At 72.2% G+C, this 23,623-nt stretch carries 19 protein-coding genes and 1 pseudogene; 12 read left to right on the plus strand and 8 right to left on the minus strand.

The genetic code is table 11. The annotated features are described in order from the left end of the window. The first annotated feature begins 4 nt into the window (after positions 1–4). From G5C51_RS10035 to G5C51_RS10065, 7 genes are all read left to right on the plus strand, one after another. On the plus strand, positions 5–907 hold the full coding sequence (locus G5C51_RS10035; RefSeq protein WP_165235180.1) for an ABC transporter permease subunit: 903 nt from the start codon (positions 5–7) through the stop codon (positions 905–907). After that, entirely contained in the window at positions 904–1,908 is a 1,005-nt protein-coding gene (locus G5C51_RS10040; RefSeq protein ID WP_165235183.1) for an ABC transporter ATP-binding protein, read from the plus strand. The genes G5C51_RS10035 and G5C51_RS10040 overlap by 4 nt, the downstream gene beginning before the upstream one ends. Then, entirely contained in the window at positions 1,905–2,972 is a 1,068-nt protein-coding gene (locus tag G5C51_RS10045) for an ABC transporter ATP-binding protein (RefSeq protein ID WP_165235186.1), read from the plus strand. Before G5C51_RS10040 ends, G5C51_RS10045 begins: the two co-directional genes overlap by 4 nt. Further along, complete coding sequence (locus tag G5C51_RS10050; RefSeq protein ID WP_338118077.1) at positions 2,969–4,015, plus strand: LacI family DNA-binding transcriptional regulator; 1,047 nt, start codon at positions 2,969–2,971, stop codon at positions 4,013–4,015. The genes G5C51_RS10045 and G5C51_RS10050 overlap by 4 nt, the downstream gene beginning before the upstream one ends. 78 nt (positions 4,016–4,093) lie before the next feature. Next, positions 4,094–5,683 (plus strand): FAD-dependent oxidoreductase, encoded by a 1,590-nt coding sequence (locus G5C51_RS10055; protein WP_165235192.1) that lies wholly within the window; start codon positions 4,094–4,096, stop codon positions 5,681–5,683. A gap of 20 nt (positions 5,684–5,703) precedes the next feature. Next, positions 5,704–7,875, plus strand: a complete 2,172-nt coding sequence (locus G5C51_RS10060) for a glycoside hydrolase family 3 N-terminal domain-containing protein (RefSeq protein WP_165235195.1) — start codon at positions 5,704–5,706, stop codon at positions 7,873–7,875. Positions 7,876–7,937: 62 nt separating this feature from the next. After that, positions 7,938–9,656 (plus strand): right-handed parallel beta-helix repeat-containing protein, encoded by a 1,719-nt coding sequence (locus G5C51_RS10065; RefSeq protein WP_240929526.1) that lies wholly within the window; start codon positions 7,938–7,940, stop codon positions 9,654–9,656. Positions 9,657–9,732: 76 nt separating this feature from the next. Here the strand turns inward: G5C51_RS10065 and G5C51_RS10070 are convergent. After that, positions 9,733–10,050 (minus strand): annotated as a pseudogene (locus G5C51_RS10070) (PLP-dependent aminotransferase family protein); the annotation flags it as partial. Positions 10,051–10,075: 25 nt separating this feature from the next. On the opposite strand from G5C51_RS10070, the gene G5C51_RS44000 reads away from it, so the two are divergent. Together G5C51_RS44000 and G5C51_RS10075 are read left to right on the plus strand one after the other, a co-directional pair. Continuing rightward, positions 10,076–10,429, plus strand: coding sequence for an MFS transporter (locus G5C51_RS44000; RefSeq protein WP_338118082.1), 354 nt, complete (start codon positions 10,076–10,078; stop codon positions 10,427–10,429). 100 nt (positions 10,430–10,529) lie between these two features. Continuing rightward, positions 10,530–12,788 (plus strand): MMPL family transporter, encoded by a 2,259-nt coding sequence (locus tag G5C51_RS10075; protein ID WP_165235198.1) that lies wholly within the window; start codon positions 10,530–10,532, stop codon positions 12,786–12,788. Between the two features lie 75 nt (positions 12,789–12,863). Here G5C51_RS10075 and G5C51_RS10080 read toward each other — a convergent pair whose 3' ends face one another. Together G5C51_RS10080 and G5C51_RS10085 are read right to left on the minus strand one after the other, a co-directional pair. After that, positions 12,864–13,727 carry a PhzF family phenazine biosynthesis protein gene (locus tag G5C51_RS10080; protein WP_165235201.1) on the minus strand — a complete coding sequence of 288 codons (864 nt, stop codon included), beginning with the start codon at positions 13,725–13,727 and terminating at the stop codon, positions 12,864–12,866. 47 nt (positions 13,728–13,774) lie between these two features. Further along, a complete protein-coding gene (locus G5C51_RS10085) occupies positions 13,775–15,220 on the minus strand; it encodes an MFS transporter (protein WP_165235204.1) in 1,446 nt (481 codons plus the stop codon). A gap of 64 nt (positions 15,221–15,284) precedes the next feature. On the opposite strand from G5C51_RS10085, the gene G5C51_RS10090 reads away from it, so the two are divergent. Further along, positions 15,285–16,046, plus strand: coding sequence for an ArsR/SmtB family transcription factor (locus tag G5C51_RS10090; protein ID WP_240929527.1), 762 nt, complete (start codon positions 15,285–15,287; stop codon positions 16,044–16,046). Between the two features lie 10 nt (positions 16,047–16,056). Beyond that, the gene (locus G5C51_RS10095; protein ID WP_165235211.1) at positions 16,057–16,686 is read left to right on the plus strand and encodes a LysE family transporter; all 630 of its coding nucleotides are present in this window, start codon (positions 16,057–16,059) and stop codon (positions 16,684–16,686) included. 10 nt (positions 16,687–16,696) lie between these two features. Here the strand turns inward: G5C51_RS10095 and G5C51_RS10100 are convergent, their stop codons facing one another. Both G5C51_RS10100 and G5C51_RS10105 read right to left on the minus strand, forming a co-directional pair. Beyond that, on the minus strand, positions 16,697–17,509 hold the full coding sequence (locus G5C51_RS10100) for an amidohydrolase family protein (protein ID WP_165235214.1): 813 nt from the start codon (positions 17,507–17,509) through the stop codon (positions 16,697–16,699). Positions 17,510–17,557: 48 nt separating this feature from the next. After that, positions 17,558–18,802 (minus strand): NAD(P)-binding protein, encoded by a 1,245-nt coding sequence (locus G5C51_RS10105; protein ID WP_165235217.1) that lies wholly within the window; start codon positions 18,800–18,802, stop codon positions 17,558–17,560. Positions 18,803–18,961: 159 nt separating this feature from the next. On the opposite strand from G5C51_RS10105, the gene G5C51_RS10110 reads away from it, so the two are divergent. Then, positions 18,962–20,398, plus strand: a complete 1,437-nt coding sequence (locus G5C51_RS10110) for a sugar porter family MFS transporter (RefSeq protein ID WP_165235220.1) — start codon at positions 18,962–18,964, stop codon at positions 20,396–20,398. An 11-nt stretch (positions 20,399–20,409) separates the two neighbouring features. Here the strand turns inward: G5C51_RS10110 and G5C51_RS10115 are convergent, their stop codons facing one another. The 3 genes from G5C51_RS10115 to G5C51_RS10125 form a co-directional block, all read right to left on the minus strand. Continuing rightward, the gene (locus tag G5C51_RS10115) at positions 20,410–21,426 is read right to left on the minus strand and encodes an LCP family protein (protein ID WP_165235223.1); all 1,017 of its coding nucleotides are present in this window, start codon (positions 21,424–21,426) and stop codon (positions 20,410–20,412) included. Between the two features lie 33 nt (positions 21,427–21,459). Beyond that, a complete protein-coding gene (locus G5C51_RS10120; RefSeq protein ID WP_165235226.1) occupies positions 21,460–22,185 on the minus strand; it encodes a GntR family transcriptional regulator in 726 nt (241 codons plus the stop codon). 130 nt (positions 22,186–22,315) lie between these two features. Beyond that, positions 22,316–23,551, minus strand: a complete 1,236-nt coding sequence (locus G5C51_RS10125) for an aldehyde dehydrogenase family protein (RefSeq protein WP_165235229.1) — start codon at positions 23,549–23,551, stop codon at positions 22,316–22,318. Positions 23,552–23,623: the final 72 nt, after the last annotated feature.

Raw genomic sequence — 23,623 nt, forward strand, 5'->3', positions numbered from 1 at the left:
GGCGGTGCGCACTGAATTCCTGCGCAGCTGGAAGGTCAGGACCGGCCTCGGCGGCATCCTCTTCTTCGTGCTGCTGGCCGTCCTCGGCCCGTGGCTGGTGGACGCGCTGCTCGGCGTCGATCCGCGGGCGAACGACACCTCCGCCATCGCACAGCCGCCGAGCGGTGAACATCTGCTGGGCACCAACCAGTTCGGCGAGGACGTCCTCGCCCAGACCATCGCGGGGGCGCGCGGCTCGATGTTCGTCGGGTTCCTCGGCGCCGCGGTCGGCACGGTGATGGCGATCCTCGTCGGGGTGCCCGCCGGCTACTTCGGTGGCCGGGTGGACGCCGCGCTGAACTTCGTCACGAACATCTTCCTCGTCATGCCCGTCCTGCCGCTGATCCTCATCGTCGCCGGCTATCTGCAGGGCACCGGGCTGTGGGTGATCGCGCTGATCATCGGCCTGTTCGGCTGGTCCGGCGGGGCGCGCACGCTGCGGGCCCAGTCGCTGTCCCTGTCCGGGCGGGATTTCGTACGGGCGATGCAGATGCTCGGCGAGCGCGGCCACCGGCTGGTCTTCGCGGAGGTGCTGCCGCATCTCACGGGAATCATCGCCTCGATGTTCCTGCACGCGATGATCGGCGCGGTGCTCGCCGAGGCCGGCCTGGCGTTCCTGGGGATCTCCGACGCGTCGGCGATCAGCTGGGGCACGATGATCCAGTCGGCGCAGACGCAGAGCGCTGTGCTGCGCGGCCTGTGGTGGTGGTTCATCCCGCCGGGCCTGTGCATCGCGCTGATCGGCACGGCCGCCGCGCTGGTGAACTTCGGCGTGGACGAGCTGGCCAACCCCAAATTGCGCACCGCCCGCCGCAAGACCGTGCGGCGCACGGCCGCGGCCCTGGAGAAGACGGGGAGCCAGGCATGACGAACACGCGGACGGTCCTGGAGGTGCGGGGCCTGGACGTCGAGTATGTGACGGCGGATCTTCCGGTACGGGCCTGCGCGGACGTGTCGTTCACGCTGGGCCGCGGCGAAATCCTCGGCGTCGCGGGCGAGTCGGGCTCCGGAAAGTCCACGCTGATCACCGCGCTGACCAGGCTGCAGCGGCCGCCGGCCGTCACCACGGCCGGGGAGATCCTCTTCCACGGCCGGGACGGCGCGCCGCCGGTCGACCTCGCGGCGCTGGACGCCAGGGAGCTGCGCCGCTACCGCTGGACGGCGGTGTCGATCGTGATGCAGTCGGCGATGGACGCGCTCAATCCGGTGATGCGGATCGGCGCCCAGTTCGCCGACGCGCTGCGAGCCCACGACAAGGCCCTCGACAAGCGGGCGGCCTGGGTGCGGGCGGCGGAGCTGCTGGCCATGGTCGGCATCTCCGGCGACCGGGTCCGCGACTACCCGCACCAGCTGTCGGGCGGCATGCGGCAGCGGGCGGCGATCGCGCTGGCGCTGGCCTGCCGGCCGCAGCTGGTCGTGATGGACGAGCCGACCACCGCCGTCGATGTGGTGATGCAGCGGCAGATCCTGGCTCAAGTGCTGCGGCTGCGCCGCGAGCTGGGCTTCGCCGTGGTGTTCGTGACCCACGACCTGTCGCTGCTGCTGGAGCTCGCCGACCGGATCGCGGTGATGTACGCGGGCCGGATCGTCGAGCTCGGCAGTGCCGCGGAGCTCTACCGGGCGCCCCGGCACCCTTACACCCAGGGGCTGCGCGACTCCTTCCCGCCGCTGCACGCACCGCTGCGGCCGCTGTCCGGCATCCCCGGCAGCCCGCCCGACCTGCGCCGGCCGCCGTCCGGCTGCGCGTTCCATCCGCGCTGCGCGCGCCGTATCGAGGGCTGCGACGCCCGGCTCCCGCTGCTCGAAGCGGTCGGCGACGGCCATCAGGCCGCCTGCCTGTTCAACACCAGGGAAGGGGCGGGCCGATGAGCCCCGACTACGTACTCGAGGCGAGAAACGTCTCCAAGCACTTCACGGTGCGCGGATCGCTCGGACGCTCCGCGGTGGTGCAGGCCGTGCAGGACGCGACCGTGCGCCTCAAGCCCGGGCAGATCCTGGCGCTGGTCGGGGAGAGCGGCAGCGGGAAGACCACGCTGGCGCGGCTGCTCGCCCGGTTCTACGAGCCGACCAGCGGGGAGATCGCGCTGCGCGGTGAGCCGGTGGCCGGTGGCGGGCGGGCCGCGCGGCGGGCGTACCACTCCGACGTGCAGCTGATCTTCCAGGACCCGTTCGGCTCGCTGAACCCGCTGCACCGGGTGCGCTACAACCTGGACCGGGCGCTGAAGCTGCACCACCCATCGCTGGACGGCGATGCGCGGCTGCGGCGCGCCACCGCGCTGCTGGAGCGGGTCAGCCTCACCCCGGCCGCGGACTACCTCGACAAATTCCCGCACGAACTCTCCGGCGGCCAGCGCCAGCGCGTGGTGATCGCCCGCGCCCTCGCCGTGGAGCCCAAGGTGCTGCTCGGCGACGAGCCGATCTCCATGCTGGACGTCTCCATCCGGCTGGAGATGCTCAACCTGCTGGAGAAGCTGCGCGCGGAGGACGGCCTGGCGCTGCTCTACATCACCCACGACATCGCCAGTGCCCGCTATCTCTGCGACGACATCGCGGTGATGTACGCGGGGCAGATGGTCGAATCGGGACCGAAGGAGGAGGTGATCGCCGCGCCGCAGCACCCGTACACCAAACTGCTCATCGAGTCCTCACCGGACCCGGAGCGCGCGGCCGGCGACAGGGACGAGCTCTTCGAGGGCGCCGACGAACTGGGCGAGCCGCCCAGCCTCATCGACCCGCCGGCGGGCTGCCGCTTCCACCCCCGATGCCCGTTCGCCATGACCCAGTGCCGCAGCGAAGCGCCTCCCGTCACCGGCCTCGGCGACGGACACTGGGCGCGATGCTGGCTGCACCAGCACGGCCGGGCCGGCGAATTGGCCCGTACGACCCACGCCGCGGCAATGGCCCGGCGCGCACCACAGGAGGTTGCAACGTGAGCGACGGACGACGGCGCCGGGCGCCCAACCAGGCCGATGTGGCCCGGCTCGCCGGGGTGTCGCAGTCCGCGGTGTCCCGCGTCGTGAGCGGGAACGCGGCGACCGCGCGGATCCCGGAGGAGACCAGGCAGCGGGTCTTCGACGCGGTGAAGGAGCTCGGCTACGTGGCCAATCCCGCCGCCCGGGCGATGCGGAACAAGCGCAACAACCTGCTCGGCGTGCACACCTTCGAACCGGTCTTCCCGCGCGCGCACGAGGACTTCCATTTCCCGTTCCTGCTCGGCATCGAGGAGCGGGCCGAGGAGACCGACTACGACCTGGTGCTGTTCACCGCCACCACGCCCGGGAAGAACCGGCGCCCGATCTACCGCAAGGGCACCAACCGGCTGAACCTGGCCGACGGCACCGTGCTGCTGGGCGAGTCCACCGACCGCGGCGAGCTGGCCCGGCTCTGGTACGACGGCTACACCTTCATCCACATAGGCCGCCGCGAGGTGCCCGGCGCGGAGATCCCCTGCGTGATCCCCGACTACGAGAGCGCCACCGAGCGCCTGGTGGAGCGGCTCGCGGACCGGGGCCACCGGCGGGTCGCGTATCTCCGCGCCCTGGAGGATTCCGAGTGGTTCCTGGACCGGCGCAAGGGCTATGCGCACGCGGTCCGGCGGCTCGGGCTCACCGACACCTCGGCCCGGTTCACCAGCGACCCGGACGCCCTGGAGGACTGGTTCGACGAGCTGGCCGCGGGCGACGAGACGGCGGTCGTGGTGGAGACCCAATGGCTGGTGGGATTCCTGGAGAAGGGCCTCGCCGCGCGCGGCCTGCGCATCCCGGAGGACATCTCGGTGGCACTGCTGGAGGTCACGCCGACGGAGGGGCTGCGCTACGACTCCCTGGAAATCCCGCGGAAGCAGATCGGCCGCATCGCGGTCGACCGGCTGATCGCCATGCTCGACGACCCGGACCTGCGCTCGGCCAACCTGCTGGTGCCCTGCCCGGTGGTCCCGGGCGACTCCATCGGCGCACCCTCGGCACGGCCCGCCTGATCCAGCACACCTGATTCGTCAGCTCACCCCGAATTTCGTCAGCTCACCCCGACACCGGAGCGAAGGGGCTATCCCGGCATGCCCGAAATACGGACCGACCTGCTGATCGTCGGCGGCGGACTCGGCGGCACCGCCGCCGCGTTGACGGCCGTCCGGCTCGGCAGGCAGGTGGTGCTCACCGAGGCCACCGGCTGGCTCGGCGGCCAGCTCACCGCCCAGGCCGTACCGCCCGACGAGCACCCCTGGATCGAGGGCGCGGCCTGCCCGCCCGGCTACGCCGGCCTGCGCCGCCGCGTCCGGGACTACTACCGCCGCAACTACCCGCTGCGCCAGGACGATCCGCTCCTCGACCCCGGCCTCGGCATCGTCAGCCACCTGTGCCACGAGCCCCGGGTCGCCGCCGCCGTCATCGAGGAGATGCTGGCCCCCTGGCGCGCCTCCGGCGCCCTCACCGTGCTCACCGGACACACCCCGGTCAAGGCCCACACCAGCGGCGACGAGATCGAGGCTGTCACCCTGGCGGGCCCGGACGGCACCGAGATCACCGTCCACGCCGCCTACGTCGCCGACGCCACCGAGCTCGGCGACCTGCTCGAACTCGCCGGCGTGGAGCACGTGATCGGCGCCGAGGGCCGCGACGAGACCGGCGAGCCGCACGCCCCCGACACCGCCGACCCGCTCGACCAGCAGGCCGTCTCCTGGTGTTACGCGCTCGACTACCGGCCCGGCGAGGAGCATGTGATCGACCGGCCGGACGCGTACGAGCACTGGAAGACCACCGCCGCCCCCTTCTGGCCCGGCCCGCAGCTCTCCTGGACCGACGTCGAGCCGATCAGCCTGGAGCGGCGGACCTGGCGGCTGATGGGCGCAGACCGGGAGGCGGGCGACCACTTCGACCTGTGGCAGTTCCGCCGCATCCTGGCCCGCGAGCAGTTCGCCCCCGGCGCCTTCGCCTCCGATCTGACCATCGTGAACTGGCCGCAGATCGACTACTGGGAGGCGCCGCTGCTCGGCGTCGACACCGCGGCCCGCGACGCGGCGCTGGCGGCGGCGCGGGGGCTGTCGCTGTCGTTCCTGCACTGGATGCAGACCGAGGCCCCGCGCCCCGACGGCGGCGCGGGCTATCCGGGGCTACGGCTCCGGCCCGACGTCACGGGCACGCCCGACGGCCTGGCCAAGGCCCCGTACATCCGCGAATCCCGGCGCATCAAAGCCGAGTTCACCGTCCTCGAACAGCACGTCGGGGTCGAGGCCCGGCCGGCGGGCGCCGGCGGCGAGGTCTTCCCCGACGCGGTCGGCATCGGCAGCTACCGCATCGACCTGCATCCGAGCACGGCCGGGCGCAGCTATGTGGACATCGAGTCGTATCCCTTCCAGATCCCGCTGGGCGCCCTGCTTCCCGTACGGGTCGAGAACCTGCTGCCCGCCAACAAGAACATCGGCACCACCCACATCACCAACGGCTGCTACCGCCTGCACCCCGTCGAGTGGGCGGTCGGCGAGGCGGTCGGCGCCCTCGCCGGCTTCTGTCTCGACCGCGATCTGCCGCCCCGCAAGGTCCGCAGCGACCCGGGTCAGCTCATCGACTACCAGCGGCTGCTCAGCCACACCCTCGGCGTCCGGCTGAGCTGGCCGGAGGAGATCCGCACCCGCCCGCACCACTACTGAGCTGCTGAGAGGAACCCGCCATGAGCGGCCATGATCACGAGTCTCGCATCAAGGAACTCCTGGACGGGATGACCGTCGAGGAGAAGCTCGGCCAGCTGCAGCAGCTCGCCTGGGCCTGGGACACCGGGCCCGGCGGCGGCGATACGGCGGCGGCCGAGGCCGCCGCCCGTAAAGGACTGCTCGGCTCGGTGCTCAATGTCGTCGGCGCGGAGGCGAGCAATGCCCTGCAGCGCATCGCCGTCGAGGAGTCCCGGCTCGGCATCCCGCTGGTCTTCGGCCTCGACGTGATCCACGGCTACCACACCACCTTCCCCATCCCGCTCGCCCAGGCCGCCGCCTTCGACCCGGCGGTGACCGAGCGGGACGCCGAGGTCTCCGCGCGCGAGGCCCGCTCCAACGGCATCCACTGGACGTTCTCCCCGATGATGGACGTCACCCGCGAGCCGCGCTGGGGCCGGATCGCGGAGAGCCTCGGCGAGGACCCGTATCTGACGACCCGCTACGCGGTGGCCAAGGTCCGCGGCTACCAGGGCGCCGACCTGGCGGCGCCGGACCGGCTCGCCGCCTGCGCCAAGCACTTCGTGGCCTACGGCGGCGCGGAAGGCGGCCGCGACTACAACACCGTCGACGTATCCGAGCAGCGGCTGCGCAATCTCTACCTGCCGCCGTTCCAGGCCGCCGTCGATGCCGGCGCCGCCACCGTCATGGCCGCCTTCAACACCATCAGCGGCATCCCGGCCCACGCCAACCCGCACACCCTGACCGGCATCCTCAAGGAGGCCTGGGACTTCGATGGCGTCGTGGTCAGCGACTGGACCGGCGTCCAGGAACTGATCCCGCACGGCAACGCGGCCGACGAGGCGGAGGCGGCCCGGCGGGCGGTGACCGCGGGGGTGGACATGGAGATGGTGTCCACCACCTTCGCCGACCACGGCCGGGACCTGCTGGCCTCCGGAGCGCTGAGCGCGGACCGGCTGGACGACGCCGTGGCCCGGGTGCTGCGGCTGAAGCTGCGGCTCGGGCTCTTCGAGCGCCCGTACGCCGAGGAGTCCGCGGCGGTCACCGGCCCGACCGCCGAGACGCGGGCGGCGGCGCGGGAGGCGGCCGGGCGGTGCATGGTGCTGCTGAAGAACTCGGGCGGGCTGCTGCCTCTCGACGGGCCTGGCCTGCGCTCACTTGCCGTGATCGGCCCCTTCGCCGACTCCGGTGATCTGCTGGGCACTTGGTCCCTTCCCGGCGCCCCGGAGGCGGTCCCCGTCCTGCACGGGCTGCGCAAGGCGCTGCCGGAGGCCGACATCACTCATGCCGCGGGGGTCCCGGCGGAAGGCTTCGACACGTCCGGCATCCCCGCGGCCGTAACAGCCGCCGAGGCCGCCGACGCCGTCGTGCTCGTCGTCGGTGAGCCGGCCGCGATCAGCGGCGAGGCGGCGGTGCGCAGCGACCTCGGCCTGCCCGGCGCCCAGGAGCAGCTGATCGACGCGGTCGCGGCGACCGGCACCCCGTGCGTCGTGGTGGTCGTCGGCGGCCGCCCGCTCACGATCGGCGGCTGGGCGGACCAGGTCCCCGCGATCCTGCTCGCCTGGCACCCGGGCATCGAGGCGGGCCCCGCCGTCGCGGACGTGCTGACCGGGGCCGTCGTGCCGGGCGGCAAGCTGCCCGTGACCTTCCCGCGGGCCGTCGGCCAGGTCCCGCTCTACTACAACCACGAGCGCACCGGCCGCCCGTACGACCCCGCCGCCCCCGAGGTGAAGTACGTCTCGAAGTATCTCGACCTCGCCGACGGCCCGGAGTTCGCCTTCGGTTACGGGCTGAGCTACACCGCCTTCGCGGTGGGCGAGCCCTCGCTGAGCAGGGAGCGCGTCGGGGCGGAGGAGCTGCGCGCGGGCGCGACGGTCGAGGTGACCGTCCCCGTCCGCAACACCGGCGACCGCGCGGGCGACGAGGTCGTCCAGCTCTACGTCCAGGACCCCGCCGCGAGCATCGCTCAGCCGGTCCGCCGCCTGCGCGGCTTTTGCAGGGTCCGGCTGGCGGCGGGCGAGGAGCGGGAGGTCCGCTTCACCCTCGGGGCCGACGACGTCGGCTACTGGACGAACGACCCCGCCGGGGTGTTCACCGTCGAGCCGGGCGAGATCCACCTCCACACCGGGACCAGCTCGCGGACCCGGGCCCGGCGCACCCTCTTGATCACCTGAAGAAAGGAGTGCCGCACCAGAGCTCTGCCAAGCACGTGCCCCATCCACGAATTGGGAGAAGCATGCGAACCAGAACGAGAACGAAGCTATGGGCAGGACTGGCGACTTCGGGCCTGCTGGGCCTGGGCCTCGCGGGTGCCACCACCGGCACCGCGGGCGCCGCCGCCACCACGTACTACGTGTCGCCGACCGGCAGTGACAGCAATGCCGGCACCTCACCGGACCAGGCCTGGAAGTCGACCGCGAAGGTCAACGGCTTCACCTTCCCGCAGGGCAGCACCGTGGCCTTCCAGGGCGGCCAGACGACCACCGGCTGCCTGACCTTCAACGGCGACAATGTGCCCACCTCGTCGGCGACGACGCCGTTCAAGGTGACCTCGTACGGCACCGGTCAGGCCACGCTCAAGTCCAACTGCACCGGGGACTTCTCGGCGGCGGTCAACGCCGACAACGTGAGCGGCTTCCAGCTGGACAACCTGAAGCTGGTCAACGGCGGCACCACCGCCGCCGGCGTGCTGCTGCAGAATCAGAAGTCGTCGACGGCGACCAAGGGCCTGAAGGTCACCAACTCGGACATCTCCGGTTTCGCCACCCCGGAAGGCAGCAGCAGCGCCTTCGGCGGTCAGATCATGATTCTCGGGTACGCGGTGAACGCCAACACCGGGCCGCTGGACGACGTGCAGATCCTGGGCAACAAGCTGCACGGCGACAGCGTGACCTCCAAGTCCGGGCCCGGCATCTACGGCTGGAGCTCCGGCGTCAACATCACCAACGTCCGGGTCGAGGGCAACACCGTCTACAACCTCGGCATGAAGGCCAACAGCGTCGGCGCGGCCCTGACCGCGGGCGGCTGGAACGGCGCCGTCATCCAGAACAACGTCGTCCACGACATCGGCGCCAACGTCACCTCCTGCGGCGGCACCAGCGGGATCATGGCGTACGAGGCCAGCAAGGTCACCATCCGTAACAACGAGGTCTACCGGGTGCAGCCGTCACCGGCCTTCACCGCCGGCTGCGACTTCGACGGCATCGATCTCGACGGCGGCACCACCGACTCGGTGGTGGAGTACAACTACACCCACGACAACGCGGGCAACGGGCTGCTGGCCTTCACCTCGACGGTGAATTCGCGGGTCTGGGGACCGAACACCTTCCGCTACAACATCTCCGAGAACGACGACTGGGCCAATGCCCAGGGCGGCCTGATGAACGTGGTCCCGAACGCCCCGAAGAAGCCGCTGTCCGTCTACGGCAACACCTTCTACACGGACAAGGACCAGACCAACAACGTGAAGTCGGGCGCCAGCGCCTGCTTCAACTTCGGCTACACCTCGGGCACCTGGGCCAGCGGCTCGCAGATCAAGAACAACATCTGCCACATGGCCAACAAGGGCGACAACGGCAAGGCCGGCCAGCTCTACTACAACCCGTACGGCCAGACCGGCATGACCCTCTCCAACAACCTCTACTACGGCCCGTCGAACACCGGCGGCTGGCGCTGGGGCGGCACCACCTACCCCGACTTCGCCGCCTGGAAGGCCGCGGGCAAGGAGTCGAACGCGGTGTGGGGCGACCCGCTCTTCACCGCACCCGGCGGCGGCAACACCTGCACCTGGACCCCGACCTCGGGCAAGGGCCCGCAGCCGTGCCCGTCGGCGTACACGCTCAAGTCCGGCTCCCCGGCGCTGCAGAAGGGCGCCTCTGTGCCCGACAACGGCGGCGTGGACTACTACGGGGCCACCATCCCCGGCACCCCGAACATCGGGGCCGATGCCGGGTAGGCCCTGACTGACCCCCCATTGGCGGTCGGCATCGGTCTCCCTCCCTGACAGGGGAGACCGATGCCGTCCGTGGGTTTCAGCGGTCCCGGAGCGCCACGCACAAGGCATCCAGGGCGCCCGCGAAGGCATGTTCCGCCGGCGTCCCGTATCCGATGACCAGGCCGTCGCGGGCCGGTGCGGTGCTGTCCGGGTGCCGGTAGGGGGCCAGGCCGTCCAGAGCCAGTCCGTGGCGGGCGGCGGCGCGCAGGGTGGTCACCTCCGTGCCGGCGGGGAGTTCGAGGACGGCGTGCAGGCCCGCGGCGATGCCGGTGACGGTGATGTGCGGGGCCCGGTCCGCGAGGGTGGTGGTCAGCTGGTCGCGGCGGCGGCGGTAGACCTTCCGCATCCGGCGCATCGCGGGCGCTCTGATCGGCGCGCGCCTGCGGCAGACCGTCCTCGGCCTCGCGCTGATCCTCACCACCGCGCTGGCGGCCCTTGCCCTCGCCGACACCGGCATCGCCTCGGCCACCGCGATCCTCGTCCTGTGGGGCCTGGGCTACGGCGCCGTCCCGGTCACCTTCCAGACCTGGATCCTCAAGTCCGCCCCGGACGACACGGAAGCCGCCTCTTCCCTCTACGTCTCGGCCTTCAACCTCTCCATAGCCCTCGGCGCGCTCCTCGGCGGCTTCGCCGTCAACGCCCTCTCCACCACGAGCGTGCTCTGGCTCGGCGCCGCCCTGGCCGCGCTCACCCTGCTGGTGGCCGCAGGCCGCCGCACCGCAGAAACCCGTTGAAAGCGCGCTGAAAGCCTGCTGAGAGCTACCTGAAAGCGGGTGAGCGGAGGGTGTGGACCACAAGGTTCGAATTCCCCCCACCCCGACAGGAGTTCCCGCCATGGCTACCTTCCTCTACAAAGTGGGCCGTCTCGCCTTCCGGCGGCGATGGCTGATGGTGCTGCTGTGGGTGGTGGTCTTCGGCGGCGCCGGCGTCGCCGCCTCCTCCGCCCCGACGCCGCCCGCCGACACCTTCTCGATGCCGGGTACGGAGTCGCAGAAGGCCTTCGATCTGCTGGAGAAGAAGTTCCCGGACGCGAGCGCCGACGGGGCCAGCGCGCGGGTCGTGGTGCGGGCACCGGAGGGCGGGAAGATCTCCGCCCCGGCGCAGAAGGCCGATGTCGACGCGCTGGTCGGGCAGTTGAAGAAGTCCCCGCAGGTCGTCTCCGTCAGCGACCCGTTCGCGACAAAGACGGTGAGCAAGGACGGCTCGACCGCGTACGCCGTGGCCACCTACAAGGTCCCCGCCGCCGAGGTCGGCGACAAGGCCCACCAGGCCCTCGACGACGCGCTGGCCGACGCCCGCGACGCAGGGCTGAAGGCCGAAGCGGGCGGTGACGCCGTCAAGGTCGACGCCGCGATGAAGGGCACCGGCGAGCAGATCGGCATCATCATCTCCGCCGTCGTCCTCGTCCTCACCTTCGGCTCGGTGATCGCCGCCGGCATGCCGCTGCTCACCGCCCTCATCGGCGTCGGCATCGGGATCAGCGCCATCACCGCGCTCGGCACCACCCTCGGCCTGTCCAGCACCACGTCCACCCTCGCGATGATGCTCGGCCTCGCCGTCGGCATCGACTACGCCCTGTTCATCGTCTCCCGCTACCGCGCCGAACTCACCGAGGGCCGCGACCGCGCCGACGCCGCGGGCCGGGCCGTCGGCACCGCGGGCTCCGCGGTCGTCTTCGCCGGTCTTACGGTCATCGTCGCCCTCGCCGGCCTGGCCGTGGTGAACATCCCGATGCTCACCAAGATGGGCCTCGCCGCCGCCGGTACGGTCGCCGTCGCCGTACTCGTCGCCCTCACCTTCGTCCCCGCGCTGCTCGCCTTCGCGCCGGTCAAGGTGCTGCGCCGCCGGGACCGCAAGCACTTCACCGGCAAGCCGCTCACCGCCCGCCAGCAGCGCAAGGCCGCCAAGCGCGCGGCGAAGGACGCCCGCCGCAAGCCCAACCTCGGCTCCCGCTGGGCCCGTTACGTGCTGCGCCACCCCGTCGCCGTACTGGTCGTGGCCGTCGTCGGCCTGGGCGCGGTCGCCGTACCGGCCGCGAGCCTGGAGCTGGGCCTGCCCGGCGAGGGCACCATGGCCACGGACACCACCCAGCGCAAGGCCTACGACATGCTGTCGGAGTCCTTCGGCGACGGGTTCAACGGGCCGCTGATGATCACCGTGGAAGGCCAGGACGCCAAGGCCGCCGCCGAGACGGTCGGCAAGCGGCTCGCCGGGCAGGACGGCGTCACCACCGTCACCCCGGCCACCGCCAACGAGGCCGGCGACACCGCGATCCTCAACGTCGTCCCGGCCACCGGACCCACCGACGCCGCGACCGAGGACCTCGTCCGCTCGATCCGCGGCCAGGCCGCCGGCTTCCAGGCGGACACCGGCGCCGAGGTGCTGGTCACCGGCCAGACCGCGATGTTCATCGACTTCTCCAAGACCCTCGATGACGCGCTGCTGCCCTACCTCGGCCTGATCGTGGGCCTGGCGTTCCTGCTCCTGATGGTGGTCTTCCGCTCCATCCTCGTACCGCTGAAGGCCGCGCTCGGCTTCCTGCTCTCGGTCACCGCCGCGCTCGGCGCCGTCGTCGCGGTCTTCCAGTGGGGCTGGCTCGCCGAGGTGTTCGGGGTCGACCAGCCGAGCCCGATCATGAGCACGATGCCGATCTTCATGATCGGCGTGGTCTTCGGACTGGCGATGGACTACGAGGTGTTCCTGGTGACCCGCATGCGGGAGGCGTACGTCCACGGGGCGCGGCCCGGCGAGGCCGTCGTCACCGGCTTCCGCTACGGCGGCCGGGTGGTGGCCGCGGCGGCCGCCATCATGATCAGCGTGTTCTCGGGCTTCATCGTGGAGGACAACGACTTCGTGAAGATGATCGGCTTCGGCCTCGCGGCGGCGGTGCTCTTCGACGCCTTCATCGTCCGCATGACGATCGTGCCCGCGCTGTTCGCCCTGCTGGGCAAGAGCGCCTGGTGGCTGCCGCGCTGGCTCGACCGGCTGCTGCCCGACCTGGACGTCGAGGGCGCGAAGCTGTCCCGTAAGGACCGGGCTGAGGTCCCGGCCGGGCGGATGGCGCCGCGGCGCGAGCACCAACTGATCAACTGACCAACCCGGTTACCACGCACCGGGGCCCAGCGGCTCGCCGCCGCTGGGCCCCGGTGCGTGCGTGCTCCGCCCCCGTCAGATCCGGATCGCGGTGCCGGAGACGCGGATCTGCGGCTCGCCGCGCCGCAGTTCGACCTCCAGCAGGGACGGGCGGCCCATGTCGTGGCCCTGGTGGAGGGTCAGCTTCTCGTCCGGCTCGACCAGGCCCAGTTCGCGGGCGTACCCGCCGAAGGCCGCCGCCGCGGCGCCGGTGGCCGGGTCCTCGACGACGCCGCCGATGGGGAAGGGGTCGCGGACGTGGAAGACCGTCGCCGACTCGCGCCAGACCAGCTGCACCGTGGTCAGGCCGAGGCGCAGCATCAGGGCGAGCAGGCGGTCGAAGTCGTAGTCCAGATCCGCCAGTCGCTCCCGGGTCGCGGCCGCGAGGACCAGGTGGCGGACGCCCGCGTAGGCGATCTTCGGGGGCAGCGCCGCGTCCAGCTCGCCGGCCGCCCAGCCGAGCGCGGCCAGCGCCTCCGAGACGTCGGCCGGGTCCACCTCGTCCACCCGGGGCGGGACGCTGGTGAGCGTGGCCTTGAGCAGCCCGCCCTCCTCGCGGACGGTGACCGGCACCAGGCCCGCCTGGGTGTGGAGGGAGAAGTCACCGGCGCCGTGCTGCTCGCCGAGGGCCACGGCAGTGGCGACGGTGGCGTGGCCGCAGAAGTCCACCTCCGCCTTGGGGCTGAAGAAGCGCAGGGTGAAGGACCGGCTGTCGTCCGGGTCGGGCCCCGGGGTGAGGAAGGCGGACTCCGAGTAGCCGAGTTCGGCGGCTATCGCCGTCATCGCGGCGTCGTCCAGGCCGGACGCGTCGAGGAGGACCCCGGCGGGGTTGCCGCCGTCCGGGGTGGTGGCGAAGGCGGTGTAGTGCAGCACCTTGGTGGACTTGATGGCGTCGCTCATGGTGGGAAGCGTCCTTTCGTACGGAACTGGTGGATAACCGGAGGAAGTCACAGAGCCGCTCTCCGCCGCACCGCCAGGGCGAGCAGCGTACCCGCGGCGAAGGAGCCGGCGGCGAGCGCGGCGGACAGCCGCAGGCCTGCGGTGAAGCTGCCGGAGGCGGCGGCGAAGGTGCCGAACAGCGCCACGCCGACGGCGCTGCCCGTCTGCCGGGAGACGTTGAAGACGGCGGCGGCGATGCCCGCCCCGGCCGCCGGGGCGGCGTCGATGATCGCGGCGGTGGCGGCCAGGGCCGTCGTGGTCTGGCCGAGGCCGGTGGCGATCAGGGCGAAGAGCAGCACCGGGTACGGGGTGTGCGGCCCGGCGAGCAGCCAGCCGAGGAAGCCCGCGGTCCCCAGCGCGAGACCCGCGGCCATCGGGACATACGGCCCTGTGCGGGCGGCGACCCGGCTGAACAGCGGCGCCGCGATCAGCCCCATGCACACCGACGGCAGCAGGGCGAGCCCGGTGGCCAGCGCGCTGAAGCCGCGCTCCTGCTGGAAGTACAGGGTGGTCAGGAACAGCATCCCGTAATAGCCGAGGCTGATCAGCAGGCCGATCGCGGCGGTGCCGGTGAAGGCGCCGGAGCGGAAGAGGGACGGCGGCAGCAGCGGGGCGCGCTCGGTGCGGCCGGCCGCCGCCCGCGCCTCCAGGCCGCGCTCGACCAGCGCGAAGGCGACCAGTGCGGCCGCGCCGGCGCCGAAGGCGGCCAGGACCGGCGGGGACGTCCAGCCGCGCGCGCCCGCCTCGTTGAGGCCGCCGGCGAGGGCGATGAGGCCGATCATGCCGAGCAGCTGGCCCAGGGGGTCCATGCGGCGGCGCTGCGGCGTACGGGCGGAAGCGGGCAGATGGCTCAGGGTGAGGTGGACGGCGAGCGCGCCGACGGGCAGGTTCAGCAGGAACACCGAGCGCCAGTCGAAGGCGGAGATCAGCAGCCCGCCGACCACCGGACCCGCGCCGAAGGCGACCGACGCGACCGCGCCCCAGATCGCGATGGCCCGGGCCCGTAGCGCCCGGTCCTGATAGGTGGCCTGGAGCAGCGCGAGCGACGCGGGCACGAGCAGCGCCGCCCCCGCGCCCTGGGCGAGCCGCCCGGCGATCAGGACGCCAGGGGAGGCGGCGAGGCCGCAGGCCAGCGAGGCGGCGGTGAAGACGGCGAGGCCGGCCAGGAAGACGCGGCGGTGCCCGAGCCGGTCGGCGAGGCCGCCGCCGAGGAGGAGCAGGCCGGCGAAGACGGTGCTGTAGCCGTCGACGATCCACTGCAGGGCGGCGGCACCGGTGGCGAGGGAGGTGCGGATGCCGGGGATGGCGACGTTGACGACGGTGACGTCGAGCATCACCAGGAAGTAGCCGAGGCTGAGGGCGATCAGCGGAGGCAGGGCGAGGGCGGGCCGCGCGGCCGGTGCGGGGGCGGGCGGCGGTGGAGCCGTCCGGCCGCCGAGGTCCGTGGAGGTCATGCAGAGATCATCGAAGCCGGATGCTTCGTCACCCGTCAAAGTGTCGATGTCGTACGCTACGACCATGCCGGACGCCCACCCGCTCAAGCAGCAGACCGACATCGCCCGCGCCGCGGCCCTGATCGCCGACCCCTCGCGGGCCCTGATGGTCAAGTGCCTGGCCGACGGCCGCGCGCTGCCCGCGAGCGCGCTCGCCGGCGAGGCCGGGGTCAGCGCCGCCACGGCCAGCGTGCACCTGGCCAAGCTGACCGAGGGCGGCTTCGTCACGGTGACGCGGCAGGGCCGGCACCGCTACTACCGCCTCGCAGGACCCGACATCAGCGCCGCCCTGGAGGCGCTGGCGCTGATCGCCCCGCCGCTCCCCATCACCTCGCTGAAGCAGAGCAACCGCACCAACGCCCTGCACCGCTCCCGCACCTGCTACGACCACCTCGCGGGACAGCTCGGCGTCGCCCTGATGCAGTCGCTGCTCGACCGCGGCGTCCTGACCGGCTACGACGGCATCCACCGCCCCGAGAAGGCGGTGCGCGACCGTCCTTCCTCGTACGGACACGACATCCGCTACGAGCTCACCCGCAGCGGCCACCGGCAGCTCGCCGAACTCGGCGTCGACACCGACCGGTTGCCCCCGCGCCGCCCCGCGATCCGCTACTGCGTCGACTGGAGCGAACACCAGCACCACCTCGCCGGCGGCCTCGGCGCGGCCCTGACGGCGCGGCTGTTCGCACTGGACTGGGTGCGCTGGGGCGCCGCCCCGCGCGTGGTGCACCTGACGGACGAGGGGGCCGCGGGCCTGGAGCGGTCGCTCGGCATGGTCCTGGCTTAGGCTCGATGGCGTGCAGTGGCATCAAGTCCTTGCCTTCGTAGCGGCCGTTACGCCCCTGACGCTGCTCCCCGGCACCAGCTTCACGCTGGTGACGCAGCAGGTGATCGCGGGCTCGCGGGCCGACGGTGTCCGCGCGGCGCTCGGCTCGGTGTGCGGGCTGCTGGTGCACGCGACTTTTGCGGCGGTCGGCCTGTCGGCGCTGGTCATGTCGTCGGCGCAGGCGCTGACGGTGGTGAAGGTCGCGGGCGGTGTCTATCTCGTCTGGCTCGGCGTGACCACGTGGCGCTCTACGCATCGCGGAGCCGAGCCGGCGACGCGACGGCGGCGCCCGCGCCTCCCCTGGTCGCGGCTAGGCGGCTTCGGGCAGGGGCTGTTCTCCAACGTCCTCAACCCCAAGGCGGCGTCGGTCTATCTCACCCTCGTCCCCCAGTTCCTCACCACCGACCACGCCATCGCGCCGCAGATCGCCGTGCTGTCGCTCGCGCACATCGCCGTAGCGCTGGTGTGGCTGCTCTTCTGGTCGTCCGTGGTGGCCGCGGCGCGTACCGTGATCGACACGCCCCGCTTCCGGCGCGGGATGAGCCGGGTGGCGGGAGCCGTGCTGATCGGCCTTGGCATCCGTACCGCCACGGCCAGGTGAACCGCCCCCCTCAGAGCTTGAAGACCCGCCGGGCATTGCCGGACAGGAACAGCTCCGTGGCCTTCGCGTCCAGGCCGAGCTCACCGAGGTGCTCCAGCGCCCGAGCCGGCGTGATCATGGGGTAGTTCGAGCCGAAGAGCACCTTCTTACGCCCCCGGCCCCGCAGGTATTCCACCAGCTCGCGCGGATAACGGCGGGCGGTGTAGGCGCTGGTGTCGATATAGACATTCGCGTGCTTGTCGGCCACCGCGATCATCTCCGTGGTCCACGGATAGCCGATGTGCCCGCACACGATGGTCAGCTCCGGGAAGTCGAGCGCGACTTGATCGATATACGGAATGGGCCGCCCGGTCTCGGACGGCCGCAGCGGCCCGGTGTGGCCGACCTGGGTGCAGAACGGGACCCCGAGATCGACGCAGGCGGCATACAGCGGGTAGTACAGCCGGTCGGTGGGCGGCAGCTGCCACAGCCACGGCACGACGCGCAGCGCGACGAAGCCGAGCTCCTCCACCGCACGGCGCAACTCCCGCACGGCCGCGACCGGCTTGGTGAGATCGGCCCCGGCGACCCCGCGCAGCCGCCCCTCCGCCTGGGCGACAAACCCGGCCACCTCGTCATTGCTGACCAGCGCCCCCTCAGGCCCGTACCAGGCCGACGCCAGCCCGATCTCGACATCCCCCGCGGCCAGCGCCGCGACGGTCGCCTTGACCGGCAACTCCTCCTCCAGCAGCGCCATCCCCGTCCACCGGCGCAGCGACTCGAACATCTCGTGATTCGAGTGCCGCAGCGTGGGGTGCTGCATCCATGCGTCGACGATTGCCACCGGATCCGCCTCTCCCTGAGCGACTGAGCGACCGCTTAGGGCGACCGCTCAGAGCGACCCTAGCGGCTGCAGGCCGAGCGCGGACCTGAGCCGGTGGGACGCGGCGGTCCGCGGTTCGTGCCGCGACCGCCGGATCGCCGTCCGCCAGGCGGGCGCCAACTCATGCGCCAGCGCCCGGCGCAGCCGGTAGGTGATGCCGATCGCCGTGCCGTGCGCCGCCAGCATGGCGTCGAGGACGTTCGCGGCCTGCACGGCGAGCGTCATGCCCTGCCCGTGGGCCGGGTCGAGGGTGGCCAGGGCGTCGCCGACGACGAGGTACTGGTCGGGCCAGCGGCGCAGCTTCCCGTAGTGGCGCCAGCGGCTGTCGGTGCCGCTGAAGCGGTAGACCGGGCCGAGCGGAGTGGCCGCTTCCAGTACGTCGCCGAGCACCGGGTCGCGGAGGGCCGCCGCGGCGCGCAGCTCCCGGTGGTCGGCGGGCGCCGGCTCGCCCGCCGGGGTGCGGAGCGCGACCGACCAGCGGCCGCCTTCGACGGGGTGCAGCACCGCCGCCCCCGGGTCACCGGGGCCGCCCGTCAGCCAGAGCGCCTTCCAGTCGGCGACATGGCCGAGCGGCGGCGCGAACTCGGCCGCGGTATGCGTGCCGTGCCCCGGATGCAGCGTCACCGCGGGCGGTTCGTAGCCGAGCTCGGCCGCCCACTCCGGGCTGCGGGACTCCCGGCCCGAGGCGTCCACCACGAAGTCCGCCGGAATGAGGCGGCGCCGCCCCCACCCGTCCGGCGCGCGGCGGTCGCGCGCGCGGGCCCACACGCCGGTGACCGTGTCCTGCGGCCCCGGGCGCAGCCCGACGACCTCGTGCCCTGCCAGGAAGGACACCGTGCGGTCGGCGCGCAGCCGGTTCCGTACCGTCGCGTCGACAAGATCACGCCCCGCGCTCAGCAGCGGCGGCCCGGAGCCGAAGCGTGGCGGCCGGCCGCCCTGCCCCAGCAGCAGCACGTCCTCGGGCAGCGCGATACGGACCGCGCCGGCCCGGAGCAGGTCCTGGCGGATGCCGGGGAAGAGGTCTTCGAGGCCCTGCTGGGTGGCGGCGGTGAGGGGATGCGGATGCCGCGCCTGCGGTACGCCACGGCGCCGGCCCGCGTGCCCGGGCGGCAGCGGGTCCCGCTCGATCACCGTCACCCGGTCCATGAAGTTGGCCAGCGCCCGCGCCGCGGCCAGCCCGGCGAGGCTGGATCCGATGACGACGCCGTGGCCGTGGCCGCCGCCGACCTGCCGTGCATTCCGTTCCCGCCCCATAGCCGCCGCCCTTCGAGGAGTGCCCGCTGCCCGTAAGACGGGTGGGCCGTCCCGGATGTGACATGCCCCCCGGGTCACCCGATCGGCTCTCCCCCACCCCGCAGCGGCGGCCGCGGCCAGCGACCATGATCAGCAAGGGGCCGGCAGTGAGGACACGTCATGGTTCAGGGCTTCTCGCGGGAACCCGGCACCGCCGGGCCGATCACCGAGGCCGAACTCCCGCAGGCGGCGAAGCGGAAGATCACCGGCTGGGCGACCGCGATCGCGGTCGGCGGCTTCCTCTTCGGCTTCGACACCGGCGTCGTCTCCGGCGCGCTGCTGTACATCCGCGACGACTTCGACCTCAACTCCTTCCAGCAGGGCAGCGTCGTCAGCGTCCTGCTCATCGGCGCGGCCCTCGGCTCCACCTGGGCCGGAAAGCTGTCGGACCGGTTGGGGCGGCGCAAGGCGCTCGGCCTGATCGGCGTCATCTTCCTCATCGGTACGGCGATCGTGACGCTCGCGAACGGCTACCTCGTGCTGATGGCGGGCCGCATCGTCCTGGGCCTCTCGGTCGGTGCCGCGTCCGCGACGGTGCCGGTCTATCTGTCGGAGATCTCCCCGACGGCGATCCGCGGTCGCCTCCTCACCCTCAACCAGCTCATGATCACCATCGGCATCCTGGTCGCCTACCTCGTCAACCTCGTCTTCGCGGGCAACGAGGCGTGGCGGGCGATGTTCGCGGTCGGCGCGATCCCGGCGCTGGTGCTGGTGGCGGCGGCGCTGTGGTTCCTGCCCGAGTCGCCGCAGTGGCTGATCGCGCACGGGCAGAAGGACCGGGCCCACCGCGGCATCGCGGCGCTCACCGACGAGGCCACCGCCGACCGGCTGGTCGAGCGCGCCGAGCAGCGGATCGCGGAGGACCGGGAGAAGCAGGCGGCGGCGAAGAGCGCCGGGGAGACCGGCAAGCGACTGCTGGCCCCTGACGTACGCCCGGCGCTGATCGTCGGCCTCACGCTTGCCGCGGTGCAGCAGTTCGGCGGCATCAACACGATCATTTACTACGCGCCCACCATCATCGAGAAGACCGGCCTCAACGCCTCGAACTCGATCCTCTACTCCGTCTGCATCGGCGTGATCAACCTCGCCATGACGATCGTCGCGATCCGCCTCGTCGACAAGGCGGGCCGCCGCCCGATGATCCTGGTGTCCCTCGCCGTCATGGCCGTCTCGGTCTTCCTCCTCGGCCTGGCCTTCATGACCGGCATGAACTCGCTGTTCACCCTGCTCTTCATGGTGATCTACATCGCCGCCTTCGCCGGCGGCCTCGGCCCGATCTTCTGGACCCTGATCGGCGAGATCTTCCCGCCCTCCGTACGCGCCGAAGGCTCAGCCGTCTCCACCGCCGTCAACTGGATCTCCAACTTCATCGTCAGCCTCGCCTTCCTCCCCCTCGCGGGCGCCATCGGCCAGGGCGAAACCTTCTGGATCTTCGCAGCAATCTGCGCAGTAGCTTTCGTCTTCGTCAGCAAGTACCTCCCAGAAACCCGCGGCCGCGATCCGGAACAGATCGAAACGGCTCTGAACCAGCGCTTCGGCCACGCAGAGCGCCGCTGAGCAGCCGGGCTTCAGGATTTCGGCGGCAGCCGCTTGTCCTCGCGGAGGGCTTGCCACAGGTCACCGGCGGCCGGCTGAGACGGCTCGACGCGGTTCGGGTCGGCGGGATACGGGCGGACCGGCAGGGTGCGGAAGGTGATGGCGTCCGGGTTGACGCCCTTCAGGCTGCGGGCCAGGCCCAGCAAGGCGCTCAGGGAGCCGAGTTCCTTGTCCGTGGTCAGGGCCGAGGTCGCGGCGTCCGCGACCTTGTACAGGCGGACCGGGTCGCCGAGCAGGCCCTCCGACTTGAGCTGGTCGGCCAGGGCGGCCATGAACTTCTGCTGCAGCCGTATCCGGCCCAGATCGCTGCCGTCGCCTATCCCGTAGCGCGTACGGACCAGGGCGAGCGCCTCCTCGCCCCGCAGCCGATGAGTCCCCTTGCCCAGGTCGAGGCCGCTCTTCGGATCATGGATCGCCTGCGGCACCGTGACCCTCACCCCGCCCATCGCGTCGATCAGCCGCTTGAAGCCCGTGAAGTCGATCTCCATCACATGGTCGACGCGGATGCCGCTCATCCCCTCCACCGTCTTCACGGTGCAGGCGTTCCCGCCCACGCCGTACGCGGTGTTGAACATCGCGGCCCGCTCCCCCGGCGCCGTACCACCACCGTCCAGCGGGCAAGCAGGCCGCCGGACGATCGTGTCCCGCGGCACGCTCACCACCGCCGCACTCTTACGCCCCGCCCCCACATGCACCAGCATCGCGGTATCCGACCGGGCGCCCGCGACCCCCGCCCCGTACGACTGATTCTCCCCGGCCCGCGAATCCGACCCGAGCACAAGGATGTTCATCCCCGCCCCACTGCGCGGCGGCCGGTCCGAGCCCAGCCGGGAGTGCAGATCGGTGGTGGCGATATTGCCGCTGAGCCCCGTATACGCGGCCATCGCCCCACCCCCCACCACGACGAGCAGCACCACCGCGCCGCACCACACGGCGATCCGGCGGCGACGCGGTCGGCGGGCGGTACGGGCATGGCGCGGGCTCGGCATGCCACCAAGCTGGCGCCCGCCCCTAAGAGGCTTCTAAGAGCCCGCGAAGAGCCGCTCCACCAGCTCCCCGGACTCCTCCAGATACGCCCGCAGCCGGGCTTCCGCCACCGAGGCCTCCCCCGCCCGCAGGGCCGCGAGGATCTCCGCATTGCGCCCCACGAACGGCTCATGGAGCTCCCGCGGCGCGTCCACCACCTGAAAGGCGAGCCGCAGTTCGGCCAGCAGCGCCGCCATCAGCTCGTCGGTGCGCGGGCTGCCGGCGAGGACGACCAGGGCGCGGTGGAAGCGGATGTTGGCGGTGGCCACGGCCTGCCAGTCGGCGCCGGCCGCCGCCCGCTCGCCCTCGGCGACCGCGGCCGCGAGGTCGTCCACGGCGTACGGCGGCGCCCCCAGCTCACGCAGCACCCCGCACTCGAGCAGTCGCCGCACCCGGTACAGCTCCGCGGCATCGGCCGCCGTCAGCACCCGCACGAAGACCCCGCGGCTGAACTCGTGCACCAGCAGCCGCTCATGGGTGAGCAGCCGGAAGGCCTCCCGCAGCGTATTGCGGGACACCCCGAGCGCCTCTCCGATCGCGTCCTCCGACAGCCGGGTCCCCGGCCGGAAGCGCCCCTCGGCGATGCGCGTACGGAGAATCCCCGCCACCCGCTCCGCCGTGCTGGTCCGCGGCAGGGCCTGTCTGGAGTTTCCCGTCGTTCGCGCGGAGCGCGGCGCAGCGGCGTCCGGTGCGTGCGCTCGGCGTGCGCTGTCGCCGGTCATGTGGCGGAGCCACCTGTCCGGGGGCGGCGTGCGGCGAGGGTGCGTGCCGGGCGTCGGGGCGCAGACGGGAAACTCCAGACAGGCCCTGGCTGCGTGCGGCTGTCGGCGAGCGCCGCGAAGTCCGCCGCCGTCACGCCGTCGGCACCACGACGTGCTGCCGCAGATACAGGTCCCGGAAGCTCACCGGCCCGCGCGGCCCGGGCACCCGGTCGAGATTGATCCCGGTCTCGGGCAGCCGCAGCAGCTTGAAGCCGTCGAGCAGCCGGGTGCTGGAGTTCCAGAAGACCCCGGCCCCGGTATAGGCGTTCATGAAGTCGGCCGCGGCCTGGGCATCCCCCGTCACGACGGCCGCCGCCAGCCCCGAGGTGTCCTCGTTGGCGATACGGGCCGCGTCCACCGGCCCGTCCGCGGCGTCGATCGTCACGGTGGCGGAGCGGTCGTCGTCGAGCGCCCACTCGTAACCGCGCGGATGGTCGTGCGGCGGCAGCGAGACAGCGATGCCCAGCCGCTCCAGCACCTTCACCACACCGGGCAGCAGCTCGTCGTAACGACCGCGGTCGAGCAGCAGCAGATTGAGCCGGTTGCAGACGCCGAGCCGGTCGAGGCTCGCGGCGATCAGCTCATGCAGCATCGCGGCATCGGCCGCCGCACCCGCGTAAAGAACACCGCCGCCATCGGCGTGCGCGAGGGTGCGGACGCCGTGCCGGGCCGCCTCGTTGCCGAGGTCGCGGGTGCTGTCGCCGCTGCCGCGGAGGATGACGAGCGGGACGGTCGCGGGGAGCCGCACCAGCGAGTACGCGGCCGCCCGGTCCTCGCTGGGCACCAGCTGCACGGCATCGGGGTCGAGCCCGGCGTCCGCCAGCGCGGGCGCGACGACCTGGTCGACCAGCGCCTGCGCGGAGCGCAGCGCGGCGGAACCGGTGCGCAGCACCCCCGCGTTACGCGACTTCAGGAACTGGGAGGCGATGTCGAGGGTGACGTTCGGGCGGGCCTCGAAGTTGGCGCCAATCACCCCGACGGGCAGGCGGCGCTCGATCAGCGTCAGCCCGTCGGGGCGGTCCTCGACCACCCGGTCGCGGAGATCGTGCGGCACGTCGGCGAGGACGAGCAGCTGATCGGCCATCGCCGCCAGCCGCGGCTCGTCGAGCCGCAGCCGGTCCATCAGCGCCGGAGACATGCCGTTCCGATCGGCGGCGGCGAGATCCTCCGCATTCGCCGCCGCCAGCTCCTGCTCCGCGGACCGCACCCGCGCGGCCATGCCCCGCAGCGCCCCGTCGATGACGGAATCCTCGGCCCCCACCAGCGACGCGGCCGCCGCCTTGGCGCGGTCCGCGCAGCCGGCGACCAGCTTGTCGGTGTCGTTCACGATCTTTGCTCCTCGGCAGGCGACGGACTGCCGACCCTACCAATCGTTGAACGATCCCACGAGCCCCGTATC

The sequence above is a fragment of the Streptomyces coryli genome (assembly GCF_011044975.1).
In the GTDB taxonomy this organism is placed as follows: Bacteria; Actinomycetota; Actinomycetes; order Streptomycetales; family Streptomycetaceae; genus Streptomyces; species Streptomyces coryli.

Coding starts and splice junctions, on each gene's coding strand:
- G5C51_RS10080 (WP_165235201.1), bottom strand. CDS start 13,727: ATGAGCGACGCCATCAAGTCCACCAAGGTGCTGCACTACACCGCCTTC.
- G5C51_RS10120 (WP_165235226.1), bottom strand. CDS start 22,185: ATGACCGGCGACAGCGCACGCCGAGCGCACGCACCGGACGCCGCTGCG.
- G5C51_RS10085 (WP_165235204.1), bottom strand. CDS start 15,220: ATGACCTCCACGGACCTCGGCGGCCGGACGGCTCCACCGCCGCCCGCC.
- G5C51_RS10075 (WP_165235198.1), top strand. CDS start 10,530: ATGGCTACCTTCCTCTACAAAGTGGGCCGTCTCGCCTTCCGGCGGCGA.
- G5C51_RS10040 (WP_165235183.1), top strand. CDS start 904: ATGACGAACACGCGGACGGTCCTGGAGGTGCGGGGCCTGGACGTCGAG.
- G5C51_RS10055 (WP_165235192.1), top strand. CDS start 4,094: ATGCCCGAAATACGGACCGACCTGCTGATCGTCGGCGGCGGACTCGGC.
- G5C51_RS10115 (WP_165235223.1), bottom strand. CDS start 21,426: ATGCCGAGCCCGCGCCATGCCCGTACCGCCCGCCGACCGCGTCGCCGC.
- G5C51_RS10045 (WP_165235186.1), top strand. CDS start 1,905: ATGAGCCCCGACTACGTACTCGAGGCGAGAAACGTCTCCAAGCACTTC.
- G5C51_RS10110 (WP_165235220.1), top strand. CDS start 18,962: ATGGTTCAGGGCTTCTCGCGGGAACCCGGCACCGCCGGGCCGATCACC.
- G5C51_RS10105 (WP_165235217.1), bottom strand. CDS start 18,802: ATGGGGCGGGAACGGAATGCACGGCAGGTCGGCGGCGGCCACGGCCAC.
- G5C51_RS10090 (WP_240929527.1), top strand. CDS start 15,285: ATGCCGGACGCCCACCCGCTCAAGCAGCAGACCGACATCGCCCGCGCC.
- G5C51_RS10060 (WP_165235195.1), top strand. CDS start 5,704: ATGAGCGGCCATGATCACGAGTCTCGCATCAAGGAACTCCTGGACGGG.
- G5C51_RS10065 (WP_240929526.1), top strand. CDS start 7,938: ATGCGAACCAGAACGAGAACGAAGCTATGGGCAGGACTGGCGACTTCG.